Below are 23,372 nucleotides of genomic sequence, written 5' to 3'. Positions count from 1 at the left end.
GTCTTCCTTATCGGTTGGGTCATACCAGCTGTTTGCGCTGGTTAGACGGCGGAATGGATAAAGACTCTCGGTACTTCGCAACGGTGCGGCGCGCCACCATGATACCCTGTTCTGACAGCATAGAGGTTAACTTGCTGTCACTCAGTGGTTTCGCGGGGTTTTCCGCAGCAATTAATTTCTTCACCAGCGCACGGATAGCTGTGGATGAGGCTTCACCTCCGCCTTCAGTGTTAACGTGACTGGAAAAGAAATACTTCAATTCAAAAATGCCGCGCGGACTGTGCAGATACTTTTGCGTGGTCACACGGGAAATGGTCGATTCGTGCATCTCGACGGCCTGGGCGATATCCGCCAGCACCATCGGTTTCATAAACTCTTCGCCTTGCTCAAAGAAAGCTTGCTGCTGCTCAACGATGCAGCGGCTGACGCGCAGCAACGTATCATTGCGGCTTTCCAGGCTTTTAATCAGCCACTTCGCATCTTGCAGATTGCTACGAATAAACTGGCTGTCGGCATCGTTGCGCGCGCTATTGCACATGGCGGCGTAGTGCTGGTTAATCTGTAAACGAGGAATGCTGTCGCCGTTGAGTTCGACCACCCAGCGATCGTTATGCTTACGCACCAGCACATCCGGAATAACGTACTCCGGCTCGCCGGTCTGGATCGATTGCCCAGGTCTTGGATCCAGCGACTGAATAAGATTGACGGCTTCTTTCAGCACGTCTTCTTTCAGCCGGGTCACGCGCATCAGGGTGCGGAAGTCATGGTTGGCTAACAGATCGAGGTGATCGCTGATGATCAGACGCGCTTCTTCCAGCCACGGTGTGGCTTTATCAAACTGCGAAAGTTGGATCAGTAAGCAGTCACGCAGATCTTTGGCCGCCACGCCAACGGGATCAAAGCGCTGAACGCGTTTAAGCACGGCTTCGATTTCATCCATACCGACGTCGTCATCGCCCATGCTTTCGAGAATATCGTCCAGGGTCACGGTGAGATAACCGGTTTCGTCAACCGCATCAACAATCGATGTCGCAATGGCGCGATCGGTATCCGAGAACGGGGTCAGCTCCACTTGCCACATCAGGTAATCCTGCAGCGATTGCGTGGTCTCACCCTGATAAACAGGCAGTTCGTCGTCAATGTAATCTCCGCTGGTGCCTGAAGGCGTACCAGCGGTGTAGATTTCATCCCAACTGGCGTCAAGCGGCAATTCCTCTGGCATCTCTTTTTGTTCGAGCGCATCTGCGGTATCGAGGGATTCGCTGTCCTGTTTTTCCTGGGTATCAATTTCGTCGTGAAGATCGGTTTGCTCGAGCAGTGGGTTACTTTCCAGCGCTTGCTGAAGTTCTTGCTGAAGTTCCAGCGTGGACAACTGCAACAGACGGATCGCCTGTTGTAGCTGAGGCGTCATCGCCAGTTGTTGGCTAAGCCTGAGTTGCAAACCTTGCTTCATGTTCAGAGTTGTTTTCTCCTGCGGTGACGTGAAGTCTTCTACCCTATCAGAGTCTGAAGTCTTCCCCAAGGTATACGCGCTTAACGTGCTCATCCTGCAGTATTTCTGTCGGCGTGCCGTGGGCGATCAGGTGTCCCTGGCTCACGATATAGGCGCGCTCACACACTGCCAGCGTTTCGCGGACGTTATGGTCGGTAATCAATACCCCAAGCCCGCTGTCGCGCAGGTGTTCGATGATCCGTTTGATATCGATAACGGAAATCGGGTCAACACCGGCAAACGGTTCATCAAGCAGGATAAATTTCGGATTCGCGGCCAGCGCGCGGGCGATTTCCACACGGCGTCGTTCACCACCGGAGAGCGATTGGCCCATGCTGTCACGCAGATGTTCGATATGGAATTCTTCCATCAGCTCATTGGCGCGATCTTCCCGCTGCTCACTGGTGAGATCGTCACGAATTTGCAGTACCGCCATCAGGTTATCAAACACGCTCAGGCGACGGAAAATCGACGCTTCCTGCGGCAGGTAGCCGATGCCGCGACGCGCGCGCGCATGCAGTGGCAGCAGACTAATATCTTCGTCATCAATGATAATGTTGCCCGCGTCGCGCGGGACAATGCCGACCACCATGTAAAAGGTCGTTGTCTTACCCGCACCGTTAGGACCGAGCAGACCGACGATCTCCCCGGAGTTGACGGTCAGACTGACATCTTCCACCACACGGCGGCCCTTATAGGCCTTTGCAAGGTTCTTTGCAGTTAATGTTGCCATAACGAATCAGTTACCTTTTTTCTCTGCCGGAGCCTTGTTTTTGTCCTGCAACTGCGACGGAACCAGAACGGTGGTGACGCGTTTGCCTTTATCGCTGAAGGCCTGCATTTTCTGCTCTTTTACCAGATAGGTGATCTTATCGCCTGTGATGTTGCTATCAAGCTGTTCCAGGTAAGCCTTACCGGTGAGAACGACGAAGTCTTTCGCCAGTTCATAGTGCATGTGTGAGGCGCGGCCTTTCACTGGCTTACCGTTGTCCTGCATCTGGTAAAACGTGGCTGGATCACCGTAACCATCAATCACTTCTTTACCGTCTTCACCGCCCGGGCGGGTCACAACGACTTTATCGGCGTTAATTTTGATGGTGCCCTGGGTCACAATCACGTTGCCAGTAAACGTCACCACGTTGCCCTGCATATCCAGGGACTGCTGGTCCGACTCAATGTGAATCGGCTGCTCGGTATCACCGGTGACGGCAAATGCCGGAATGCTGGCGGCCAGAAGTGAGCTGGCAAGCACAAGATTAAGGCTGAGTTTGTTTGTTTTGGATTTCATATGAGGTTCTAACCTTTTCAATCAGCTCGGCGTTCTTGTTGCGTAAGTTGCCGCGCATCTTCAGTCCGCTGGAGTTAAATGTTGTGCCATATAACGTGACAAGATCATCAGAAGTGACGTCTTGAGTCACCAGGTTAACCTGTGCGTTATCGGTCGTAATTCTGCGTAGTTGAGAGTCAGGCACCAGGGCGTTAACTTCAACATGGCCGTACAGATACAGCATCCGATCGTTGGTCAATTTGGCTTTATCGGCCTTGATTGACCAGGTCGGTACTTTATCCTTATCAAACGTGGTTAATACCGGTTGAGTAAACCACGAAACCGCTTGTTCTGAATAATATTCAACGTGTTGGGCGATCAAGTGATAGCTCAGCGCGCCTTCCGGACTATACACGACGGTATCGGTATGTTCGCTTTTATAGGTTGGCTCGTTGTTATTGACGGCGACCTGAGTGGCCTCGTCTTTGTCTGCCAGGTTAATACCAATCATCACAAGGACAGCCAGCGACAGTAGAATGATAACCCAACGTCTGGTTTTGCTCATATCGATTGCCCTTTGGCCTCGTCCAGTTTGCCCTGCGCCAGGAGTAATAAATCGCAGACTTCACGTACAGCGCCGCGTCCACCGTCGATACGGGTGACGTAGTCGGCACGTGGAATCAGCAATGGATGGGCATCCGCCACCGCTACGCTTAATCCCACTTTTGCCATCACTGGCCAATCAATCAGGTCATCGCCAACATAGGCCACATTTTCCGGCGCGATCGCCAGTTTTCCAAGCAGATCGTCAAAGGCGATCAGTTTGTCTGACTGCCCCTGATACAGATGCGTGATCCCCAATGTGGCACAGCGATCTTCTACAAGTTTAGCCTTTCGTCCGGTAATAATAGCAACCTCAATACCGGAAGTGAGCGCACAGCGGATTCCGTAGCCATCGCGGACATTAAAAGCCTTCAGCTCTTCACCGTTGTTGCCCATATAAATCAGACCATCAGACAGTACGCCATCCACATCCAGGATCAGCAAACGGATGTTCTCTGCCCGGGTGATAATGTCAGCGCTGACGGGTCCATAACAGGTCGCAAGCGACGCACCTGCTTTACTCATTTTCTTTATCCTTGAGTTTCTTACACTACACCTGCACGCAGCAGATCATGCATATGTAACACACCGAGTAACTGGTCGCCATCAGCAACCATTACCGAAGTGATATGGCGGGACTGCATTAAGTTCAGAGCATCAACGGCAAGAATGCCCGGACGCACGCGAATGCCTCCAGGGGTCATCACATCGGCAATGCCTAACTGGCGTACATCTACACCCATATCAAAGACGCGACGTAAATCGCCATCGGTGAAAATACCGTCAATCTTCATTGCATCATCGCAAATGACGGTCATGCCGAGATTTTTACGTGTGATCTCAAGTAAGGCGTCACGCAGGCTGGCGCTTTTATTCACATGCGGGATTTCATCGCCCGTATGCATAATATCGTTAACTCGCAGCAAAAGCTTACGGCCCAGTGCGCCACCTGGATGCGATAACGCAAAATCTTCCGCGGTGAAGCCACGCGCTTTTAATAACGCCACGGCAAGAGCATCACCCATCACCAGCGTTGCAGTGGTGCTACTGGTCGGCGCCAGGCCTAATGGGCAAGCTTCCTTGGGCACTTTAACACACAGATGCACATCTGCCGCACGCGCCATGCTGCTTTCCGGACGGCCAGTCATGCAAATAAGCGGGACATGAAGACGTTTTAATACCGGGATTAACGCCGCTATCTCATTGGATTCACCGGAGTTTGAGATGGCAATAACCACATCCTGCGGCGAGACCATACCCAGATCGCCATGCGCGGCTTCGCCAGGATGTACGAAAAATGAGGGGGTGCCGGTGCTGGCAAATGTGGCCGCCATCTTCCGTCCGATATGTCCGGATTTCCCCATCCCCATCACCACCACTTTTCCCGGGCAACTGAATATTTTTTCACAAGCGAGGGTAAAGTTTTGATTAATGTACTGATCAAGCTCCGCCAGGCCTTCACGTTCAATTGCCAGGACTTCCTTGCCTGCTTGCTGAAAGTCAAAACCCGGTTGCAACTCTAAGTGCGACATAATGCGTTTCCAGTTATCCAACGAGAAGTGGCGATAACCAATACAGCATCGCCAGCCATATGATAAAACCGCCGGTCAGCAGCGCACCCGCGCCGCGACCAATCTGGCGCGGACGTCGCCAGCAGAGTAGTGCAAAAATTACGCTCACCAGCAGCATGACGCTATAGTCACGGATGAAGGCCATCGGGTTGACTTCACCCGGCGTAATCAGCGCCGGCAGTCCGAGGACGATAACAATATTAAAAATGTTCGCGCCGATGATGTTGCCAACGGCGATGTCGTTTTCGCCTTTACGCAGACCCGCAATGGCCGTTGCCAGCTCTGGCAGGCTGGTACCAATAGCGACTACCGTCAGCCCGATGGTGAGTTCGCTCATGGCGAAATAGTTCGCCAGTACAGTGGCATTGTCCACCACCATCCGTGTTGCTATTGGCATAATAATCAGCGCAATGCCCAGCCACAAAAACGCGACCGGTAATCCGCCTTCGCGCGGAAGCTCCGCTATCTGCTCCCGGGTCAGCGTGTCATTGCCTTGTCGCTCAGCCAGACGAGCGATTTTAACAATGAATAGCAGCCATAGCACGGCCAGAAGCAGGAGAAAGAAACTGTCACTACGACTCAACTGGCCGTCATACAGGACGGATGCGGCTAAAAGACTTACCAGCAACATTAGCGGTAATTCACGACGCAGAACATCAGAATGCACGGTAAAAGGATGAATCAGCGCCGACAGACCTAAAATAAGCAGAATGTTGGTAATGTTAGAACCGATAGCGGTACCGACGGCCAAATCGAGTTGCCCATTTATTGATGCAGCCACAGAGACAATGATCTCGGGTAACGACGTCCCTACGCTGACGACGGTCATCCCAATAATAATGGGGGGGATACCGAAATTTCGACATAAAATGGATGCGGCAAATACCAGACGGTCGGCACCGTAGACCACCAGAAGTAAACCAATTATTAACAGCGCCGTCGCTAAAAGCATCTAAAGTCCTTTCTTCAGGTATACTCGCCGGTCCACTTGAAGGATCTTCTGGAAGCCGTAACGAAGTCTTAATTTTGACTTTATGCGGCTAAAAAGTAAAACAAATGCCAGCTTTCGCTAACCAGGACAGGCAATAATCTGTAAATATGTTGGGTTCAGGGCTAAATTGAGCGCCAAACTCTTCGATCAACGAGGCAATAGTAAAGGATGAATCAATGGGGCAGTCTGTGGCGAATCTAGTCGATATGCGCGATGTCAGCTTTTCCCGAGGCGACCGCTGCATCTTTGATAATATTTCCCTGACGGTACCGCGCGGTAAGGTGACGGCGATCATGGGGCCATCAGGCATCGGCAAAACGACGCTGTTGCGTCTGATTGGCGGACAGATCCCTCCGGATAAGGGCGAGATCCTGTTTGACGGCGAAAACGTTCCGGCTATGTCCCGTTCGCGTTTATTTACCGTACGTAAGCGCATGAGCATGCTGTTTCAGTCTGGTGCGCTGTTTACCGACATGAACGTGTTTGACAACGTCGCGTATCCGCTACGCGAGCATACAACGTTGCCGGCGCCATTGCTGAAGAGCACGGTGATGATGAAGCTTGAGGCCGTTGGTCTGCGGGGCGCGGCAAAATTAATGCCTTCTGAATTATCCGGTGGGATGGCGCGCCGCGCCGCGTTAGCACGCGCCATCGCGCTGGAACCTGACCTCATTATGTTTGACGAACCGTTCGTCGGCCAGGACCCCATTACTATGGGCGTGCTGGTGAAACTGATTTCGGAACTGAACAGTGCGCTGGGCGTCACCTGTGTGGTGGTGTCCCATGATGTGCCTGAGGTGCTGAGTATTGCAGATTACGCCTATATTATGGCGGACAAAAAAATAGTGGCCTACGGTAGTGCTCAGGCTCTGCAAGAAAATGCCGACCCGCGCGTACGTCAGTTCCTTGACGGTATTGCTGATGGGCCGGTTCCGTTCCGTTACCCGGCGGGCGACTACCACATCGATTTACTCAAAACAGGGAGTTAAGCCACCCATGTTGTTAAATGCGCTGGCATCACTCGGACATCGAGGGATTAAAACCCTCAGGACGTTCGGGCGAGCCGGATTAATGTTGTTCAATGCGCTTGTCGGCAAGCCGGAGTTTCGCAAACATGCGCCGTTGCTGATACGCCAGCTCTATAATGTCGGTGTCTTATCGATGCTGATCATTATTGTTTCTGGTGTGTTCATCGGTATGGTGCTGGGGCTGCAGGGATACCTGGTTCTGACAACCTACAGCGCGGAAACCAGCCTTGGCATGCTGGTGGCGCTGTCATTGTTACGTGAGCTGGGGCCGGTTGTTGCGGCGCTACTGTTTGCCGGGCGCGCCGGATCGGCCTTAACCGCAGAGATTGGCCTGATGCGGGCGACCGAGCAGCTCTCCAGTCTGGAAATGATGGCCGTCGATCCACTGCGTCGGGTGATCTCTCCGCGGTTTTGGGCTGGTGTCATTTCATTGCCGCTGTTGACGATTATTTTTGTCGCGGTGGGGATCTGGGGTGGTTCGCTGGTTGGCGTTAGCTGGAAAGGTATTGATGCAGGCTTTTTCTGGTCGGCGATGCAAAATGCCGTCGACTGGCGTCTGGACCTGGTCAACTGTCTGATTAAAAGCGTGGTGTTCGCCATTACGGTCACCTGGATTGCATTGTTCAATGGTTATGATGCGATCCCGACCTCTGCCGGCATTAGCCGGGCAACGACACGCACCGTTGTGCACGCCTCTCTCGCCGTTCTGGGGCTGGATTTTGTGCTCACCGCACTGATGTTTGGGAATTGAGTTCATGCAAACGAAAAAAAATGAAATTTGGGTCGGGTTATTCTTGCTGGTTGCGCTGCTGGCTGCGCTGTTTGTCTGCCTGAAAGCAGCGAATGTTACCTCAATGCGTACTGAGCCGACTTACACGATTTATGCGACCTTTGATAATATCGGCGGCCTGAAAGAACGCTCTCCTGTGCGGATTGGCGGGGTGGTGGTTGGACGTGTATCGGATATCTCGTTAGATCCGAAAACGTATCTGCCGCGCGTGACGCTGGAAATCGAATCGCGTTTTAACCATATTCCAGACACCAGCTCACTGAGCATCCGTACTTCCGGCCTGCTGGGCGAGCAGTATCTGGCGTTGAACGTCGGTTTTGAAGATCCTGAGCTGGGAACGTCTATCCTCAAAGATGGCGGTACGATTCAGGACACGAAATCCGCGATGGTGCTGGAAGACATGATTGGTCAGTTCCTTTACAACAGCAACAGTAAAGGTGATGACAATAAGAATTCTGGCGATGCGCCAGCCGCAACTGAAGGCAATAATGAAGCCACTACGCCTGCGGGCGCAACGAAATAATCTCAGGAGAATCGACGTATGTTTAAACGATTGATGATGGTGGCAATGCTGATCATTGCCCCCCTTAGCGCGGCAACCGCAGCGGATCAGACTAACCCGTACAAATTGATGAATGAGGCGGCGCAGAAGACCTTTGACCGCCTAAAAAACGAGCAACCTAAAATCCGCGCAAACCCGGATTACCTGCGCGATGTTGTCGATCAGGAATTGTTGCCATACGTACAGGTTAAATACGCCGGTGCGCTGGTCCTGGGCCGCTACTACAAAGAAGCGACCCCGGCACAGCGTGACGCCTATTTCGCCGCCTTTCGTGAATACCTGAAGCAGGCTTACGGTCAGGCGCTGGCAATGTACCACGGTCAGACCTACCAGATTGCCCCTGAGCAGCCGCTGGGTGATGCGACCATCGTGCCTATCCGCGTGACTATTATCGATCCGAATGGCCGTCCTCCGGTTCGTCTGGATTTCCAGTGGCGTAAAAACTCGCAAACCGGTAACTGGCAGGCGTATGACATGATCGCCGAAGGCGTAAGTATGATCACCACCAAACAGAATGAGTGGAGCGATCTGCTGCGTACCAAAGGTATCGATGGCCTGACGGCACAGCTGAAATCTATTTCTCAGCAGAAAATTACCCTGGAAGAGAAAAAATAATGACGCAGTCACTCACCTGGATGCGTGAAGCTGACAAGCTGGTGCTGGTGGGAGAGCTGGATCAGGACGTGTTAAATCCATTATGGGATGCACGAGTTGAGGCGATGCAAGGGGTAACTTGCATCGACCTGAACCAGGTTTCCCGGGTGGATACCGGTGGTCTGGCGTTACTGCTGCACTTGATCGATCAGGGCAAGCAGCAGGGGAACAGCGTTTCGCTCGCTGGCGTTAACGATAAAGTTTACACGCTGGCGCAGCTTTACAATCTGCCTGACGACGTCCTTCCGCGTTAATTTTTTCAGGCTGGATAAGGCCTTGTGCCTGCATTCAGCACCCCCATTACAGGGGATCTGCCACCAAAGCCTTGTCTGATTTATCAGCGAGGCTTTTTGCTTATTTATGACAGCGCCACTTTGCTCTAAGATGTTGGGCTGTTTTCACTATCTGACGAATGAAGAGCCCATGGAAAATAATGAAATTCAGAGCGTGCTGATGAATGCACTCTCCCTCCAGGAAGTCCACGTTTCTGGCGACGGCAGTCACTTTCAGGTTATTGCCGTGGGTGAGATGTTTGAAGGCATGAGCCGGGTCAAGAAGCAGCAATCAGTCTATGGCCCGTTGATGGAGTACATTGCGGACAACCGCATTCATGCTTTGTCGATTAAAGCGTTTACCCCAGCGGAATGGGCGCGTGATCGCAAACTTAACGGTTTTTGAGCTACGGGTGATGTGCCGGTAGCGAAGATAAATTCTTAACAGAGAACAGAATAATGGATAAATTTCGTGTTCAGGGGCCAACGAAGCTCCAGGGCGAAGTCACAATTTCAGGCGCTAAAAACGCCGCACTGCCGATCCTTTTTGCGGCGCTGCTGGCGGAAGAACCTGTAGAGATCCAAAACGTCCCGAAACTGAAGGACGTTGACACCTCCATGAAGCTACTGAGCCAGTTGGGGGCGAAAGTTGAGCGTAATGGTTCCGTGCACATTGATGCGCGTGACGTTAACGTCTTCTGTGCACCGTATGATCTGGTAAAAACCATGCGTGCGTCTATCTGGGCGCTCGGACCGTTGGTTGCTCGTTTTGGCCAGGGTCAGGTTTCACTGCCGGGTGGTTGCACCATCGGCGCGCGTCCGGTTGACCTGCACATTACCGGTCTGGAGCAGTTAGGCGCGACGATCAAGCTGGAAGAAGGCTATGTGAAGGCGTCCGTTGATGGTCGTCTGAAAGGCGCGCACATCGTCATGGATAAAGTGAGCGTCGGTGCGACGGTCACTATTATGTGTGCGGCAACACTTGCTGAAGGCACCACTATCATCGAAAACGCCGCGCGCGAGCCAGAGATCGTCGATACCGCGAACTTCCTGATTACGCTGGGCGCGAAGATCACGGGTCAGGGCACCGATCGTATTACCATCGAAGGCGTTGAACGTCTCGGCGGTGGTGTTTATCGCGTTCTGCCAGACCGTATTGAAACCGGTACTTTCCTGGTGGCGGCGGCGATTTCTCGCGGCAAAATTATCTGCCGCAATGCACAGCCGGACACGCTGGATGCCGTCCTGGCGAAGCTGCGTGATGCGGGTGCGGATATCGAAGTCGGCGACGACTGGATAAGCCTCGACATGCACGGCAAGCGTCCGAAGGCGGTCAATGTGCGCACTGCGCCGCACCCGGCGTTCCCGACCGATATGCAAGCCCAGTTCACGCTGCTGAACCTGGTAGCAGAAGGGACGGGCTTCATCACGGAAACCGTGTTTGAGAACCGCTTCATGCACGTGCCTGAGCTGAGCCGTATGGGCGCTCACGCGGAAATTGAAAGCAACACCGTGATTTGCCACGGCGTGGAAACGCTCTCTGGCGCACAGGTGATGGCGACCGATCTGCGTGCATCTGCAAGTTTAGTGCTGGCAGGTTGTATTGCTGAAGGTACAACAGTGGTCGACCGTATTTATCACATCGATCGCGGCTATGAGCGCATCGAAGATAAACTGCGCGCGCTGGGCGCAAACATTGAGCGCGTGAAAGGCGAGTAATCGTCAACGCCTCTTGTAACCCCCAGGTCTTTGGGCCGGGGGTTACTGCTTAATGTTCATTCAGGATTCTTTTTCCCTCTCGGTCCCCTCATCATCCGTGTTCTGTCGATGAATTCATGCGTTTTCGCATCGTGATAGCGTGACGGCCAAATCACCCAAGGGTCAGTTCCCAGCGCCCGGGCGATAATCAACTCACCTTTTGGCCATGGTCGTGTTAACGCATTTGCCAGCGTTGATGAACTCAATCCATTTTTACGTGACTCAGCGGCCATTGAGGTCCCTTTTTTGTGCAGCCCGGCGATGATGTCGGCCGGATGCCAGTCAATCAGCTTGCTTTCCATAAATTCATCTCTCCTTGGGTTAATGACTTACGGTTCCACGATCGGTTGTGGTGACACTATAACTCTCAAAGAACAAATGTTCTAAAATGTTCATGTAAAGTGTGTGTATATTCGGAATATACCAAGATTGTGCGTAACGCACTGGGAAGTGGAAAAGATTTATAGGAATTTATAAGAATATCCCGTGCGGGGCACGGGACGATGGGGGATTGAGGGCAGGGGAATTAGCGGTCGCGCTGTACGGCGATATGCGCCAGACCAATCAGCGCTTCTCTCCATGGCGTATCAGGCAACACCTGCAACGCGGCGATGGCTTTATCGGCCTCTTCTTCCGCCCGCTGTCGGGTCCACTCCAGTGAGCCACAGGCGTTCATCGCTTCCAGAACCGGCTCCAGAAGGTGACGACCGTTACCTTGCTCAATGGCCTGGCGGATCATCTGCGCTTGTTCTGGGGTGCCGTGGCGCATGGCATGCAGCAGCGGTAGCGTCGGTTTACCTTCGTTAAGGTCATCGCCGACGTTTTTACCCAGTTGCTCGCCATCTGCGCTGTAATCCAGTAAATCGTCAATTAACTGAAACGCAGTCCCGAGATAACGGCCATAATCCTGCAACCCTTTCTCTTGTTCTTCGCTGCAGCCAGCCAGAATACCTGAGCATTGGGCTGCGGCTTCAAACAAACGCGCCGTCTTGCTGTAGATGACGCGCATATAGTTTTCTTCGGTGATGTCCGGGTCGTTGACGTTCATCAACTGCAGAACTTCACCTTCTGCGATGACGTTGACCGCTTTCGACATAACTTCCAGTACTTTCAGCGAGCCGAGGCTGGTCATCATCTGAAATGCGCGGGTATAGATAAAATCGCCGACCAGCACGCTGGCCGCATTACCAAACGCCGCATTTGCTGTGGCTTTTCCGCGTCGCATATCAGACTCATCCACAACATCGTCATGCAGCAGGGTTGCGGTGTGGATAAACTCGATGAGAGCCGCAATCGTAACGTGCGCATTTTCCTGGTAACCAACGGCACGTGCTGCAAGTACTGCGATCATTGGGCGAATGCGTTTTCCGCCGCCGCTCACGATGTAGTACCCTAACTGATTGATCAATTGGACGTCGGAATTGAGCTGTTCAAGGATTGTCGCATTGACCCCCGCCATATCTTGCGCGGTTAACTCATTGATTTTTTCTAAATTCATCGCAAAAGCCGGGCTTCTCGCCCCGATTACCTCACTGTATGGCGAGGTAACGTCGGGTTCAGGGTTATAAATATATGCTGATTGTACTGAAAAAACGCCGTAGATAAACGTTACCGTACGTGTTGTGTTTTTTTTCTTCATGTATTGACGGTAGCACTTGTCAAAGGCTCGCGTTTTGCGTAATATTCGCGCCCTATTGTGAATATTTATAGCGCACTCTGAATCATCAAAAAGGTGTGCGCGGAAGCGGAGTTTTTTATGTACGCGGTTTTCCAAAGTGGTGGTAAACAACACCGAGTAAGCGAAGGTCAGACCGTTCGCCTGGAAAAGCTGGACATCGCAACTGGCGAATCTGTTGAATTCGCTGAAGTTCTGATGATCGCAAACGGTGAAGAAGTCAAAATCGGCGTTCCTTTCGTTGATGGCGGCGTTATCAAAGCTGAAGTTGTTGCTCACGGTCGTGGCGAGAAAGTTAAAATCGTTAAGTTTCGTCGTCGTAAACACTACCGTAAGCAGCAGGGCCATCGTCAGTGGTTCACTGATGTGAAAATCACTGGCATCAGCGCTTAAGTTAAGGGGAGCAGATTAAATGGCACATAAAAAGGCTGGCGGCTCGACTCGTAACGGTCGCGATTCAGAAGCTAAACGTCTGGGCGTAAAACGCTTCGGCGGTGAAACAGTTCTGGCTGGTAGCATCATCGTTCGTCAACGTGGTACTAAATTCCACGCTGGCTCCAACGTTGGTTGCGGCAAAGACCACACTTTGTTTGCTAAAGCAGACGGTAAAGTGAAATTTGAAGTGAAAGGCCCGAAAAACCGTAAATTCATCAGCATCGTTGCTGAATAAGTTTTTCGCGTCCCGGTAACGGATAAAAGCCCCGCAACACGTTGCGGGGCTTTTTACATTCGACGGCCGGTAAATATGCTCGTCGCGCCGTGATAAACCGGAAACGAGCCCTTGCAGGGAATACGGCATGAAGCAGCAGGCAGGCATTGGTATTCTGTTAGCACTCACGACTGCAATATGTTGGGGCGCTTTGCCAATAGCAATGAAGCAAGTGCTGGAGGTGATGGAGCCTCCTACCGTGGTGTTCTACCGTTTTTTAATGGCAAGTATTGGCCTTGGCGCTATCCTTGCGGTTAAAAAAAAGCTCCCCCCATTGCGCATTTTTCGCAAAGCGCGTTGGTTGGTGCTGTTGGCAATAGCCACCGGTGGGCTGTTCGGTAACTTCATTCTGTTTAGTTCATCTTTGCAATACTTGAGCCCAACGGCTTCGCAGGTTATCGGCCAACTGTCACCGGTTGGTATGATGATCGCCAGCGTCTTTATCCTGAAAGAAAAGATGCGCGGCACGCAGGTGATTGGCGCCATTATGCTTCTGAGCGGCCTGGTTCTGTTTTTTAATACCAGTCTGATCGAAATTTTTACCCGACTCACCGATTACACCTGGGGCGTTATCTTTGGTGTCGGTGCGGCGATGGTTTGGGTGAGCTATGGGGTCGCGCAAAAGGTGTTATTGCGTCGTCTGGCGTCACCGCAGATCCTGTTTTTACTGTACACTTTATGTACGATAGCGTTGTTGCCGCTGGCTAAGCCCGGCGTCATCACGCAGCTCAGCGACTGGCAGCTGGCCTGCCTGGTATTCTGTGGCCTGAATACGCTGGTGGGATACGGCGCTCTCGCGGAAGCGATGGCGCGTTGGCAGGCTGCACAGGTAAGCGCCATTATTACGCTTACCCCGCTGTTTACGTTGTTATTTTCAGATTTATTATCACTGGCCTGGCCCGATTTCTTCGCCAGACCGATGCTAAACCTTTTAGGTTATCTCGGTGCGTTTATCGTGGTTGCGGGCGCGATGTATTCCGCCATTGGTCATCGAATTTGGGGCGGTTTACGTAAGCATGAAACGGTGGTTTCGCAACCCCGCTCAGGCGAATGATTTACGGAGAGTAAAATGAAGTTTGTTGATGAAGCATCGATTCTGGTCGTTGCAGGTGATGGCGGTAATGGTTGCGTGAGCTTCCGCCGTGAAAAATATATTCCAAAAGGCGGCCCGGACGGCGGTGATGGCGGTGATGGCGGCGACGTATGGATGGAAGCCGACGAAAACCTGAACACGCTGATCGATTACCGTTTTGAAAAATCTTTCCGTGCGGAACGTGGTCAGAATGGCGCGAGCCGCGATTGCACAGGTAAACGCGGTAAAGACGTTACGATTAAAGTGCCTGTCGGTACGCGCGTTATCGATCAGGGCACCGGCGAAACCATGGGCGACATGACCAAGCATGGTCAGCGTCTGATGGTCGCTAAAGGCGGCTGGCACGGCCTGGGTAACACCCGTTTCAAATCCTCGGTCAACCGTACTCCGCGTCAGAAAACGATGGGGACACCGGGTGATAAGCGCGATCTGTTGCTGGAACTGATGCTGCTGGCGGATGTCGGTATGCTGGGTATGCCAAATGCCGGTAAATCGACGTTTATCCGTGCGGTATCCGCGGCGAAGCCGAAAGTTGCCGATTATCCGTTCACCACCCTGGTACCAAGCCTGGGCGTGGTGCGTATGGACAACGAAAAGAGTTTCGTCGTGGCCGACATTCCGGGGCTGATTGAAGGCGCGGCTGAAGGCGCGGGCCTCGGTATTCGCTTCCTGAAACACCTGGAACGTTGCCGCGTGCTGCTGCACCTCATCGATATCGATCCAATTGATGGCTCCGATCCGGTAGAAAACGCCCGTATTATTATTGGCGAACTGGAAAAATACAGTCAGGATCTGGCGTCTAAACCGCGCTGGTTAGTGTTCAACAAAATTGATTTGCTGGACAAGGCCGAAGCGGAAGAGAAAGCGAAAGCGATCGCTGAAGCGCTGGGCTGGGAAGGTAAATATTACCTGATCTCCGCCGCCAGCCAGTTGGGCGTGAAGGATCTGTGCTGGGATGTGATGACCTTTATCATTGAGAACCCGATTGTTCAGGCTGAAGAAGCAAAACAGCCAGAGAAAGTTGAGTTCATGTGGGATGATTATCACCGCCAGCAGCTCGCTGAAGTCGAAGACGAAGCGGAAGATGACTGGGATGACGATTGGGACGAAGACGACGAAGAAGGCGTTGAGTTCATCTACAAACGTTAATCTCGTAACCGGATGGCGCTTACGCTTATCCGGCCTACAAAAGCCAACGGGCCGCATTTGCGGCCCGTTTTCTATCAGTTATTCTGATAAATATCCTTGTACAACCGGCTCTCAAAGCGAACCAGCGGAATACGACGATTACGCTGATCAGCCGGCTCTACCGCATAACCCGACAGATACTGCACAAATGCCATGCGCTGACCGCTTGCCGTGGTGATGAAGCCTGCGAGGTTGTAGACGCCCTGTAGCGAGCCTGTCTTCGCCGATACTTTGCCATCCACGCCAGCCTGATGCAGGCCCGCACGGTATTGCAGGGAGCCGTCATGGCCCGCCAGCGGCAGCATAGTAATAAAGTTCAGCTCGTTATCGTGCTGTGCGATGTATTGCAGCACCTGCATCATGGTCGCTGGGGCAATCAGGTTATGGCGGGAGAGGCCAGAACCGTCGGCGATAATGGTGTTGCCGATATCAACGCCCGCTTGCTGACGCAAAATCTGGCGTACGGCATCGGAACCTGCCCGCCAGGTGCCCGGGACGTTAAATCGTGCATGGCCAATCATGCGGAAAACGGTATCGGCGATCATGTTGTCTGATTTTTTCAGCATAATCTTAAGCAGGTCATGCAGCGGCGCTGACTGTTTGCTGGCAACCACGGTTCCCGGTTCGTTGACCTGCGTCTGGCGCAGCAGCGTGCCGCTGTAAGTGATACCCGCTTGTTTTAGCTCATCTTTAATAATCGCCCCGGCATAGCTGGCACCGTCCTGAATGGCGAACGCCAGCGGCAGCGGGTCGGCGCGTTGAGGTAGGCATCCGGTCAGCGTGAAGCGGTTGAGATCGCCTGGAACCACGTCCAGTTCACAATATTGCGCTTCGGCAGAGCCACGCGCGAGGGTTCGCACCTGGCTGAACATGGTGACCGGGTAGTAGGATGCCACGCGAATAAATGCCAGATCGTTCGGTTTTTGCGCGCTGTAGAGCGAAATCGAGAAACAGTTGCGATCGACAATGGCTGCGGCTGGCGGGGCGCTAAAACATTGCGTCATGTCGTTCCAGGGCCAACCGGGGGCTTTATCATGACTGGCGAAAATAGAGGTGTCGATCAGAACATTTCCGGCAATTTGCGTCACACCCGATTTTTTCAGGGTCGTCACCATATTGCGAATATCCTGGCGTTTTAGCGTCGGATCGGCACCAAATCGCGCCACTAAGTCGCCTTTCAAGATGCCGCCTTCCACGTTGCCTTTCGTCTCAAGCGTGGTGGTAAAACGGAAGTCAGGCCCGAGCTGAATCAACGCCGCCAGCGCGGTGATCACTTTCTGGGTACTGGCGGGGAGCGCCATCTGCTGGCTATGAAAATTGATAGCGGGTGCAGGTGCGCCAACCTTCTGTACCATAAGGGCGAGGTTGGCCCCGGCAGGAAGCTGGTTGATGTATTCGTCGACATTCGCAGCCTGAACGCTGAACGCTATACTGGCAGTCAATCCAATGGTAAATCTGGGAAATCGCATAATCTCGCGCTAACAACCTGGAAACAGGCCGTCATACTACGGCGCAACGCCCCAAAAAGTAAACGATGACCCATAGGGAACTCCAGGGTAAAATGATCATCAAATAGAGAATTGTAGCTGACCTGGGACCTTGAGCCCCGGGTCGGTATTTTTTTGCTTCTGACTCTGGCATGGCGTATGCCAGGGTGGGCTTAGCAGCCGGGGTGAGAACCATCGCCCCCTACAGGAATGTTCAAGAGGTATAACAAATGCAAGCTATCCCGATGACCTTACGTGGTGCTGAAAAACTGCGCGAAGAGCTGGATTTTCTGAAATCTGTGCGCCGTCCTGAAATTATCGCCGCTATCGCGGAAGCGCGTGAACACGGTGACCTGAAAGAGAACGCGGAGTATCACGCGGCTCGCGAACAGCAGGGATTCTGCGAAGGACGCATTAAAGATATCGAAGCTAAACTGTCCAATGCGCAGGTGATTGACGTCACAAAAATGCCGAACAATGGTCGTGTTGTTTTCGGCGCGACGGTTACCGTTCTGAATCTCGATAATGACGAAGAGCAGACCTGGCGTATTGTCGGCGATGATGAAGCTGATTTTAAACAGAACCTGATTTCAGTGAACTCGCCTATTGCTCGTGGCCTGATTGGCAAAGAGCAGGATGACGTCGTCGTTATCAAAACGCCGGGCGGTGAAGTTGAATATGAAGTAACGAAGGTCGAATACCTGTAATTCGCATCTTGGTTAAGATGTTGATACATTGTAAAGAAAGGAAAAAGGCCGCATAGCGGCCTTTTATCAACGAAGAGAGCGTGGCATTTTGCTCTCCTGCTAGCGGAAAACCCCGCGTTTTACACAAACTTCGTGTGCGACTTTGGGATATTCTTAGCGTGGCAGCGAGATTTTACGTTCTTTAGTCGGGCGATACAGTACCAGCGTTTTGCCGATGACCTGTACATTGCAGGCGCCGGTTTCGCGTACGATAGCTTCCACGATCAAGGTTTTGGTATCGCGATCTTCCGAGGCGATTTTCACCTTGATAAGTTCATGGTGCTCTAGCGCTTGTTCAATCTCGGCCAGTACCCCTTCGGTCAAACCATTATTGCCAAGCATAACTACCGGCTTGAGCGGATGTGCCAGACCTTTCAGGTGCTGTTTTTGTTTAGTACTCAGATTCATCGTATATTTTTGCTTACGTTGGGATTGAAAACGGGTCATTCTACCGCCATCTCCCATATATCACCAAATAGCTGTGTAGAAATTTACACCATTGGTTACGATGAACTGCCCTTTGGGAATGTGAAATGACAGGTAAAAAGCGTTCTGCCAGCTCAAGCCGCTGGCTTCAGGAACACTTTAGCGATAAATATGTTCAACAGGCGCAGAAAAAGGGGTTACGTTCCCGTGCCTGGTTTAAACTTGATGAAATACAGCAAAGTGACAAAATTTTTAAACCGGGGATGACGATTGTTGATCTCGGCGCTGCACCGGGTGGCTGGTCGCAATATGCGGTTACGCAGATCGGCAACAGCGGCCGCATTATCGCTTGCGATCTTTTACCTATGGATCCAATCGTTGGTGTGGACTTCCTTCAGGGCGACTTTCGTGATGAATTAGTCCTGCAAGCGTTACTTGAACGCGTAGGTGACAGTAAAGTACAAGTTGTCATGTCTGATATGGCGCCAAATATGTGTGGAACACCGGCGGTGGATATTCCCCGGGCCATGTATCTGGTAGAGCTGGCGCTTGGAATGGCTCGAGATGTTTTAGCGCCAGGTGGTAGTTTTGTAGTGAAGGTGTTCCAGGGCGAAGGCTTCGATGAGTATCTAAGAGAGATTCGCTCCCTGTTTACGAAGGTCAAAGTTCGTAAGCCGGACTCTTCTCGCGCCCGTTCGCGTGAAGTGTATATTGTAGCGACCGGGCGTAAACCATAACCGGTAGATTTCAAACGAAAGTTTGAAAGAAACTGGATATAGAGTATCCTGACGCTGTTTTTAACACAGTTGTAATATGAGGTTAATCCCTTGAGTGACATGGCGAAAAACCTAATTCTCTGGCTGGTCATTGCCGTTGTGCTGATGTCAGTATTCCAGAGCTTTGGGCCCAGCGAGTCTAATGGCCGTAAGGTTGATTACTCTACCTTCCTGCAAGAGGTCAATCAGGACCAGGTTCGTGAAGCGAAGATCAACGGACGTGAGATTAACGTTACCAAGAAAGATAGTAACCGTTACACGACCTACATTCCGGTTAACGATCCGAAGCTGCTTGATAACCTGCTGACCAAAAACGTCAAGGTTGTCGGTGAGCCGCCTGAAGAGCCGAGCCTGCTGGCTTCTATCTTCATTTCCTGGTTCCCAATGCTGCTGCTGATTGGTGTCTGGATCTTCTTCATGCGTCAAATGCAGGGCGGTGGTGGCAAAGGCGCCATGTCGTTCGGTAAGAGCAAAGCGCGCATGCTGACGGAAGATCAGATCAAAACCACGTTTGCTGACGTTGCGGGTTGTGACGAAGCGAAGGAAGAGGTTGCTGAGCTGGTTGAATACCTGCGCGAACCGAGCCGTTTCCAGAAGTTGGGCGGTAAAATCCCGAAAGGCGTCCTGATGGTCGGTCCTCCGGGTACCGGTAAAACCTTGTTGGCGAAAGCTATCGCCGGTGAAGCGAAGGTTCCATTCTTTACAATTTCCGGTTCTGATTTCGTGGAAATGTTCGTGGGTGTTGGTGCATCTCGTGTGCGTGACATGTTCGAACAGGCCAAGAAAGCGGCACCGTGCATCATCTTCATCGATGAAATCGACGCCGTAGGCCGCCAGCGTGGCGCTGGTCTGGGCGGTGGTCACGATGAACGTGAGCAGACGCTGAACCAGATGCTGGTTGAGATGGACGGCTTCGAAGGTAACGAAGGTATTATCGTTATCGCGGCAACTAACCGTCCGGACGTTCTTGACCCTGCGCTGCTGCGTCCAGGCCGTTTCGACCGTCAGGTTGTGGTTGGTCTGCCGGACGTTCGCGGTCGTGAACAGATCCTGAAAGTGCATATGCGTCGCGTACCACTGTCTCCGGATATCGATGCGGCAATCATTGCCCGTGGTACCCCTGGCTTCTCCGGTGCGGACCTCGCGAACCTGGTGAACGAAGCGGCGCTGTTTGCTGCTCGCGGCAACAAGCGCGTGGTGTCGATGGTTGAGTTCGAGAAAGCGAAAGACAAAATCATGATGGGTGCGGAACGTCGCTCCATGGTGATGACGGAAGCGCAGAAAGAATCTACCGCGTATCACGAAGCTGGCCACGCGATTATCGGTCGCCTTGTGCCGGAACACGATCCGGTACACAAAGTAACGATTATCCCACGCGGTCGTGCGCTGGGTGTGACCTTCTTCCTGCCTGAAGGCGACGCAATTAGCGCCAGCCGTCAGAAGCTGGAAAGCCAGATCTCCACGCTGTATGGCGGTCGTCTGGCGGAAGAGATCATCTACGGTGCTGAACATGTTTCTACCGGTGCGTCGAACGACATCAAAGTCGCGACTAACCTGGCACGTAACATGGTTACTCAGTGGGGCTTCTCCGATAAACTCGGTCCGCTGCTGTACGCTGAAGAAGAAGGCGAAGTGTTCCTGGGACGTTCTGTTGCGAAAGCTAAACATATGTCCGATGAAACGGCTCGTATTATCGATCAGGAAGTTAAGCTGCTGATTGAGCGTAACTATGACCGTGCGCGTCGTCTGCTGAACGAAAACATGGACATTCTGCACTCGATGAAAGATGCGCTCATGAAATATGAGACCATCGATGCACCGCAGATTGATGATCTGATGGCTCGCCGCGACGTGCGTCCGCCAGCGGGTTGGGAAGAACCGGGTTCTTCTAACAACAACTCTGGCAGCACCGGCAAGCCGAGCGCGCCGCGTCCGGTTGATGAACCGCGTGCGCCGGACTCTGGCACCATGTCAGAGCAACTGGGCGACAAATAAGTTATCGTTGATGATGACCGTGTTTTAATTGAAAACCCTGGGGCTTGCTCCGGGGTTTTTCTTATCTGCATACTCAAGATTTTTACCAGGGATAAAACTATGAAACTCTTTGCTCAGGGTTCTTCACTGGATCTCAACCATCCTCACGTCATGGGGATTTTAAACGTTACGCCAGATTCTTTTTCCGATGGCGGGGCGCACAACTCTCTGGTTGAGGCGGTAAAACACGCAAATCTGATGATTAACGCTGGGGCGACTATCATTGATGTGGGGGGGGAGTCCACGCGTCCGGGCGCTGCTGATGTGAGCGTGGAAGAAGAGCTGCAACGAGTTATCCCCGTGGTGGAGGCGATTGCTCAACGTTTTGAAGTATGGATTTCCGTCGATACCTCAAAACCCGAAGTGATTCGCGAATGCGCGCGGGTTGGCGCACATATCATTAATGACATTCGTTCACTCTCGGAACCCGGGGCGCTGGAAGCCGCCGCGGAAACCGGACTGCCGGTTTGTTTGATGCATATGCAGGGACAGCCGAAAACCATGCAGGAAGCGCCAAAGTACGAGGATGTGTTCGCTGAGGTAAATCGTTACTTTGTTGAGCAAATAGCACGTTGTGAACGAGCCGGAATCACAAAAGATAAATTGTTGCTCGACCCGGGATTCGGATTCGGTAAAAATCTCACCCACAACTACACATTACTGGCGCGCCTGGCTGAGTTTCATCATTTTGATCTGCCGCTGCTGGTTGGAATGTCACGAAAATCAATGGTTGGTCAACTGCTGAATGTGGGGCCATCCGAACGCCTGAGCGGGAGTCTTGCGTGCGCGGTGATTGCCGCAATGCAGGGGGCACAGATCGTTCGTGTCCATGACGTCAAAGAAACCGTAGAAGCGATGCGTGTGGTGGAAGCCACATTGTCTGCAAAGGAAAACAAACGCTATGAGTAATCGTAAATATTTTGGCACTGATGGGATCCGTGGTCGCGTAGGCGACTCCCCAATTACCCCTGACTTTGTGCTCAAACTGGGGTGGGCGGCAGGAAAAGTGCTGGCACGTCATGGTTCACGAAAAATTATCATCGGTAAAGATACGCGTATTTCCGGCTATATGCTGGAATCTGCGCTGGAAGCGGGCCTGGCTGCCGCAGGTCTTTCTGCCTCTTTCACTGGCCCAATGCCAACACCTGCCGTTGCTTATCTGACGCGTGCTTTCCGTGCGGAAGCCGGGATCGTTATCTCCGCTTCGCACAACCCGTACTATGACAACGGGATTAAATTTTTCTCTATCGACGGCACCAAACTGCCGGATGCGGTTGAAGAAGCCATAGAAGCCGAGATGGAAAAAGCGATCACCTGCGTGGATTCGGCTGAGCTGGGTAAAGCCACCCGTATCGTCGATGCCGCCGGTCGCTATATCGAGTTTTGCAAAGGCACCTTCCCGAATGAACTGAGCCTGAGCGAGCTTAAAATTGTGGTGGATTGCGCTAACGGTGCGACGTATCACATTGCGCCAAATGTACTGCGTGAGCTGGGCGCCAATGTTATTGCCATTGGTTGTGAGCCAAACGGCGTTAACATCAATGAAGAGGTCGGCGCTACCGACGTCCGTGCCCTGCAAGCGCGGGTGATCGCAGAAAAAGCCGATCTGGGTATCGCGCTGGACGGCGACGGAGATCGCGTGATCATGGTCGACCACGAAGGCAATAAGGTCGACGGTGACCAAATCATGTATATCATCGCCCGTGAAGCGCTGCGTCAGGGACAGCTCCGCGGTGGCGCGGTAGGCACGCTGATGAGCAACATGGGCCTTGAGCTGGCGTTGAAACAGTTGGGTATTCCGTTTGCCCGTGCGAAAGTCGGTGACCGCTATGTCCTGGAAAAAATGCAGGAAAAAGGCTGGAGTATCGGTGCGGAAAACTCAGGCCATGTGATCCTGCTGGATAAAACCACCACCGGTGACGGTATCGTGGCAGGTCTGCAGGTGCTGACTGCAATGGTGCGCAATCATATGAGTTTGCACGACCTGTGCAGCGGCATGAAAATGTTCCCGCAGCTGCTGGTTAATGTTCGTTACACCGCAGGTAGCGGCGATCCGCTGGAAAATGAAAATGTGAAAGCGGTGATGGCAGACGTTGAAGCGGCGCTGGGTAATCGTGGACGCGTCCTGTTGCGTAAGTCTGGCACTGAACCATTAATTCGTGTGATGGTTGAAGGTGAAGACGAGGCGCAGGTAACTGAATTCGCCCACCGTATTGCAGATGCAGTGAAAGCGGCGTAAACACTGAAGAC

The 23,372-nt window shown here is 52.5% G+C and carries 27 protein-coding genes; 16 read left to right on the top strand and 11 right to left on the bottom strand.

Annotation, left to right across the window (positions count from 1 at the left end):
- Window positions 1-19 precede the first annotated feature (19 nt).
- The 7 genes from rpoN to FDX04_RS17130 are packed head-to-tail and all read right to left on the bottom strand — an operon-like array spanning window position 20 to window position 5,885.
- Window positions 20-1,453: an RNA polymerase factor sigma-54 gene (gene rpoN, locus FDX04_RS17160; protein WP_043017801.1), complete on the bottom strand. Its 1,434-nt coding sequence runs from the start codon at window positions 1,451-1,453 to the stop codon at window positions 20-22.
- Window positions 1,454-1,499: 46 nt separating this feature from the next.
- Window positions 1,500-2,225, bottom strand: coding sequence for an LPS export ABC transporter ATP-binding protein (gene lptB, locus FDX04_RS17155; protein ID WP_003025073.1), 726 nt, complete (start codon window positions 2,223-2,225; stop codon window positions 1,500-1,502).
- 6 nt (window positions 2,226-2,231) lie between these two features.
- Entirely contained in the window at window positions 2,232-2,780 is a 549-nt protein-coding gene (lptA, locus tag FDX04_RS17150; protein ID WP_042311295.1) for a lipopolysaccharide ABC transporter substrate-binding protein LptA, read from the bottom strand.
- On the bottom strand, window positions 2,749-3,324 hold the full coding sequence (gene lptC / locus FDX04_RS17145; protein ID WP_061382523.1) for an LPS export ABC transporter periplasmic protein LptC: 576 nt from the start codon (window positions 3,322-3,324) through the stop codon (window positions 2,749-2,751). Before lptC ends, lptA begins: the two co-directional genes overlap by 32 nt.
- Window positions 3,321-3,887 carry a 3-deoxy-manno-octulosonate-8-phosphatase KdsC gene (kdsC, locus tag FDX04_RS17140; protein ID WP_137360133.1) on the bottom strand — a complete coding sequence of 189 codons (567 nt, stop codon included), beginning with the start codon at window positions 3,885-3,887 and terminating at the stop codon, window positions 3,321-3,323. The genes lptC and kdsC overlap by 4 nt, the downstream gene beginning before the upstream one ends.
- Window positions 3,888-3,907: 20 nt before the next feature.
- Window positions 3,908-4,894 carry an arabinose-5-phosphate isomerase KdsD gene (kdsD, locus tag FDX04_RS17135; RefSeq protein WP_038634261.1) on the bottom strand — a complete coding sequence of 329 codons (987 nt, stop codon included), beginning with the start codon at window positions 4,892-4,894 and terminating at the stop codon, window positions 3,908-3,910.
- Window positions 4,895-4,907: 13 nt separating this feature from the next.
- A complete protein-coding gene (locus tag FDX04_RS17130; protein WP_137371269.1) occupies window positions 4,908-5,885 on the bottom strand; it encodes a calcium/sodium antiporter in 978 nt (325 codons plus the stop codon).
- Between the two features lie 215 nt (window positions 5,886-6,100).
- Between FDX04_RS17130 and mlaF the strand changes: the two genes are divergently transcribed.
- The 7 genes from mlaF to murA all read left to right on the top strand — a co-directional run bounded on the left by mlaF (window position 6,101) and on the right by murA (window position 10,949).
- Window positions 6,101-6,913, top strand: a complete 813-nt coding sequence (mlaF, locus tag FDX04_RS17125; protein ID WP_003828749.1) for a phospholipid ABC transporter ATP-binding protein MlaF — start codon at window positions 6,101-6,103, stop codon at window positions 6,911-6,913.
- Window positions 6,914-6,920: 7 nt separating this feature from the next.
- The gene (gene mlaE / locus FDX04_RS17120; protein WP_006687866.1) at window positions 6,921-7,703 is read left to right on the top strand and encodes a lipid asymmetry maintenance ABC transporter permease subunit MlaE; all 783 of its coding nucleotides are present in this window, start codon (window positions 6,921-6,923) and stop codon (window positions 7,701-7,703) included.
- Window positions 7,704-7,707: 4 nt separating this feature from the next.
- On the top strand, window positions 7,708-8,265 hold the full coding sequence (gene mlaD / locus FDX04_RS17115; protein ID WP_047026392.1) for an outer membrane lipid asymmetry maintenance protein MlaD: 558 nt from the start codon (window positions 7,708-7,710) through the stop codon (window positions 8,263-8,265).
- An 18-nt stretch (window positions 8,266-8,283) separates the two neighbouring features.
- Complete coding sequence (mlaC, locus tag FDX04_RS17110) at window positions 8,284-8,919, top strand: phospholipid-binding protein MlaC (RefSeq protein ID WP_038634253.1); 636 nt, start codon at window positions 8,284-8,286, stop codon at window positions 8,917-8,919.
- Window positions 8,919-9,212: a lipid asymmetry maintenance protein MlaB gene (gene mlaB, locus FDX04_RS17105; protein WP_042311286.1), complete on the top strand. Its 294-nt coding sequence runs from the start codon at window positions 8,919-8,921 to the stop codon at window positions 9,210-9,212. Before mlaC ends, mlaB begins: the two co-directional genes overlap by 1 nt.
- Before the next feature lie 169 nt (window positions 9,213-9,381).
- The gene (gene ibaG / locus FDX04_RS17100; protein ID WP_032940719.1) at window positions 9,382-9,636 is read left to right on the top strand and encodes a BolA family iron metabolism protein IbaG; all 255 of its coding nucleotides are present in this window, start codon (window positions 9,382-9,384) and stop codon (window positions 9,634-9,636) included.
- Window positions 9,637-9,689: 53 nt separating this feature from the next.
- The gene (murA, locus tag FDX04_RS17095) at window positions 9,690-10,949 is read left to right on the top strand and encodes a UDP-N-acetylglucosamine 1-carboxyvinyltransferase (RefSeq protein ID WP_006687871.1); all 1,260 of its coding nucleotides are present in this window, start codon (window positions 9,690-9,692) and stop codon (window positions 10,947-10,949) included.
- Between the two features lie 56 nt (window positions 10,950-11,005).
- On the opposite strand, the gene sfsB is transcribed toward murA, so the two are convergent.
- Together sfsB and ispB are read right to left on the bottom strand one after the other, a co-directional pair.
- Entirely contained in the window at window positions 11,006-11,290 is a 285-nt protein-coding gene (gene sfsB / locus FDX04_RS17090; RefSeq protein WP_137360131.1) for a DNA-binding transcriptional regulator SfsB, read from the bottom strand.
- Between the two features lie 224 nt (window positions 11,291-11,514).
- A complete protein-coding gene (gene ispB, locus FDX04_RS17085; protein ID WP_003025033.1) occupies window positions 11,515-12,486 on the bottom strand; it encodes an octaprenyl diphosphate synthase in 972 nt (323 codons plus the stop codon).
- Window positions 12,487-12,744: 258 nt separating this feature from the next.
- Here ispB and rplU point away from each other — a divergent pair, with 258 nt between their 5' ends.
- The 4 genes from rplU to cgtA all read left to right on the top strand — a co-directional run bounded on the left by rplU (window position 12,745) and on the right by cgtA (window position 15,614).
- Window positions 12,745-13,056, top strand: coding sequence for a 50S ribosomal protein L21 (rplU, locus tag FDX04_RS17080; protein ID WP_003025032.1), 312 nt, complete (start codon window positions 12,745-12,747; stop codon window positions 13,054-13,056).
- A 19-nt stretch (window positions 13,057-13,075) separates the two neighbouring features.
- Window positions 13,076-13,333, top strand: a complete 258-nt coding sequence (gene rpmA / locus FDX04_RS17075; RefSeq protein ID WP_003025030.1) for a 50S ribosomal protein L27 — start codon at window positions 13,076-13,078, stop codon at window positions 13,331-13,333.
- 127 nt (window positions 13,334-13,460) lie between these two features.
- Window positions 13,461-14,426, top strand: a complete 966-nt coding sequence (locus tag FDX04_RS17070; RefSeq protein ID WP_006687874.1) for a DMT family transporter — start codon at window positions 13,461-13,463, stop codon at window positions 14,424-14,426.
- 15 nt (window positions 14,427-14,441) lie between these two features.
- Window positions 14,442-15,614, top strand: a complete 1,173-nt coding sequence (cgtA, locus tag FDX04_RS17065) for an Obg family GTPase CgtA (protein WP_038634240.1) — start codon at window positions 14,442-14,444, stop codon at window positions 15,612-15,614.
- A 74-nt stretch (window positions 15,615-15,688) separates the two neighbouring features.
- On the opposite strand, the gene dacB is transcribed toward cgtA, so the two are convergent.
- Window positions 15,689-17,122: a serine-type D-Ala-D-Ala carboxypeptidase gene (dacB, locus tag FDX04_RS17060; protein ID WP_137371268.1), complete on the bottom strand. Its 1,434-nt coding sequence runs from the start codon at window positions 17,120-17,122 to the stop codon at window positions 15,689-15,691.
- Between the two features lie 248 nt (window positions 17,123-17,370).
- Here dacB and greA point away from each other — a divergent pair, with 248 nt between their 5' ends.
- Window positions 17,371-17,847 carry a transcription elongation factor GreA gene (gene greA, locus FDX04_RS17055; protein ID WP_003025019.1) on the top strand — a complete coding sequence of 159 codons (477 nt, stop codon included), beginning with the start codon at window positions 17,371-17,373 and terminating at the stop codon, window positions 17,845-17,847.
- Window positions 17,848-18,000: 153 nt separating this feature from the next.
- On the opposite strand, the gene yhbY is transcribed toward greA, so the two are convergent.
- Window positions 18,001-18,294, bottom strand: coding sequence for a ribosome assembly RNA-binding protein YhbY (gene yhbY / locus FDX04_RS17045; protein ID WP_003025016.1), 294 nt, complete (start codon window positions 18,292-18,294; stop codon window positions 18,001-18,003).
- 125 nt (window positions 18,295-18,419) lie between these two features.
- Here yhbY and rlmE point away from each other — a divergent pair, with 125 nt between their 5' ends.
- From rlmE to glmM, 4 genes are all read left to right on the top strand, one after another.
- Complete coding sequence (rlmE, locus tag FDX04_RS17040; RefSeq protein ID WP_006687879.1) at window positions 18,420-19,049, top strand: 23S rRNA (uridine(2552)-2'-O)-methyltransferase RlmE; 630 nt, start codon at window positions 18,420-18,422, stop codon at window positions 19,047-19,049.
- A 99-nt stretch (window positions 19,050-19,148) separates the two neighbouring features.
- The gene (gene ftsH / locus FDX04_RS17035; RefSeq protein ID WP_003025013.1) at window positions 19,149-21,083 is read left to right on the top strand and encodes an ATP-dependent zinc metalloprotease FtsH; all 1,935 of its coding nucleotides are present in this window, start codon (window positions 19,149-19,151) and stop codon (window positions 21,081-21,083) included.
- Between the two features lie 99 nt (window positions 21,084-21,182).
- Window positions 21,183-22,031: a dihydropteroate synthase gene (folP, locus tag FDX04_RS17030; protein WP_061382519.1), complete on the top strand. Its 849-nt coding sequence runs from the start codon at window positions 21,183-21,185 to the stop codon at window positions 22,029-22,031.
- A complete protein-coding gene (gene glmM, locus FDX04_RS17025; protein ID WP_047026384.1) occupies window positions 22,024-23,361 on the top strand; it encodes a phosphoglucosamine mutase in 1,338 nt (445 codons plus the stop codon). Before folP ends, glmM begins: the two co-directional genes overlap by 8 nt.
- Window positions 23,362-23,372: the final 11 nt, after the last annotated feature.

This window comes from Citrobacter sp. wls615, from assembly GCF_005281355.1.
GTDB classification, from domain to species: Bacteria; Pseudomonadota; Gammaproteobacteria; order Enterobacterales; family Enterobacteriaceae; genus Citrobacter; species Citrobacter werkmanii.
The sequence above is the reverse complement of the archived record's forward strand: the minus strand, read 5'-3'. Positions and strand labels throughout refer to the sequence as shown.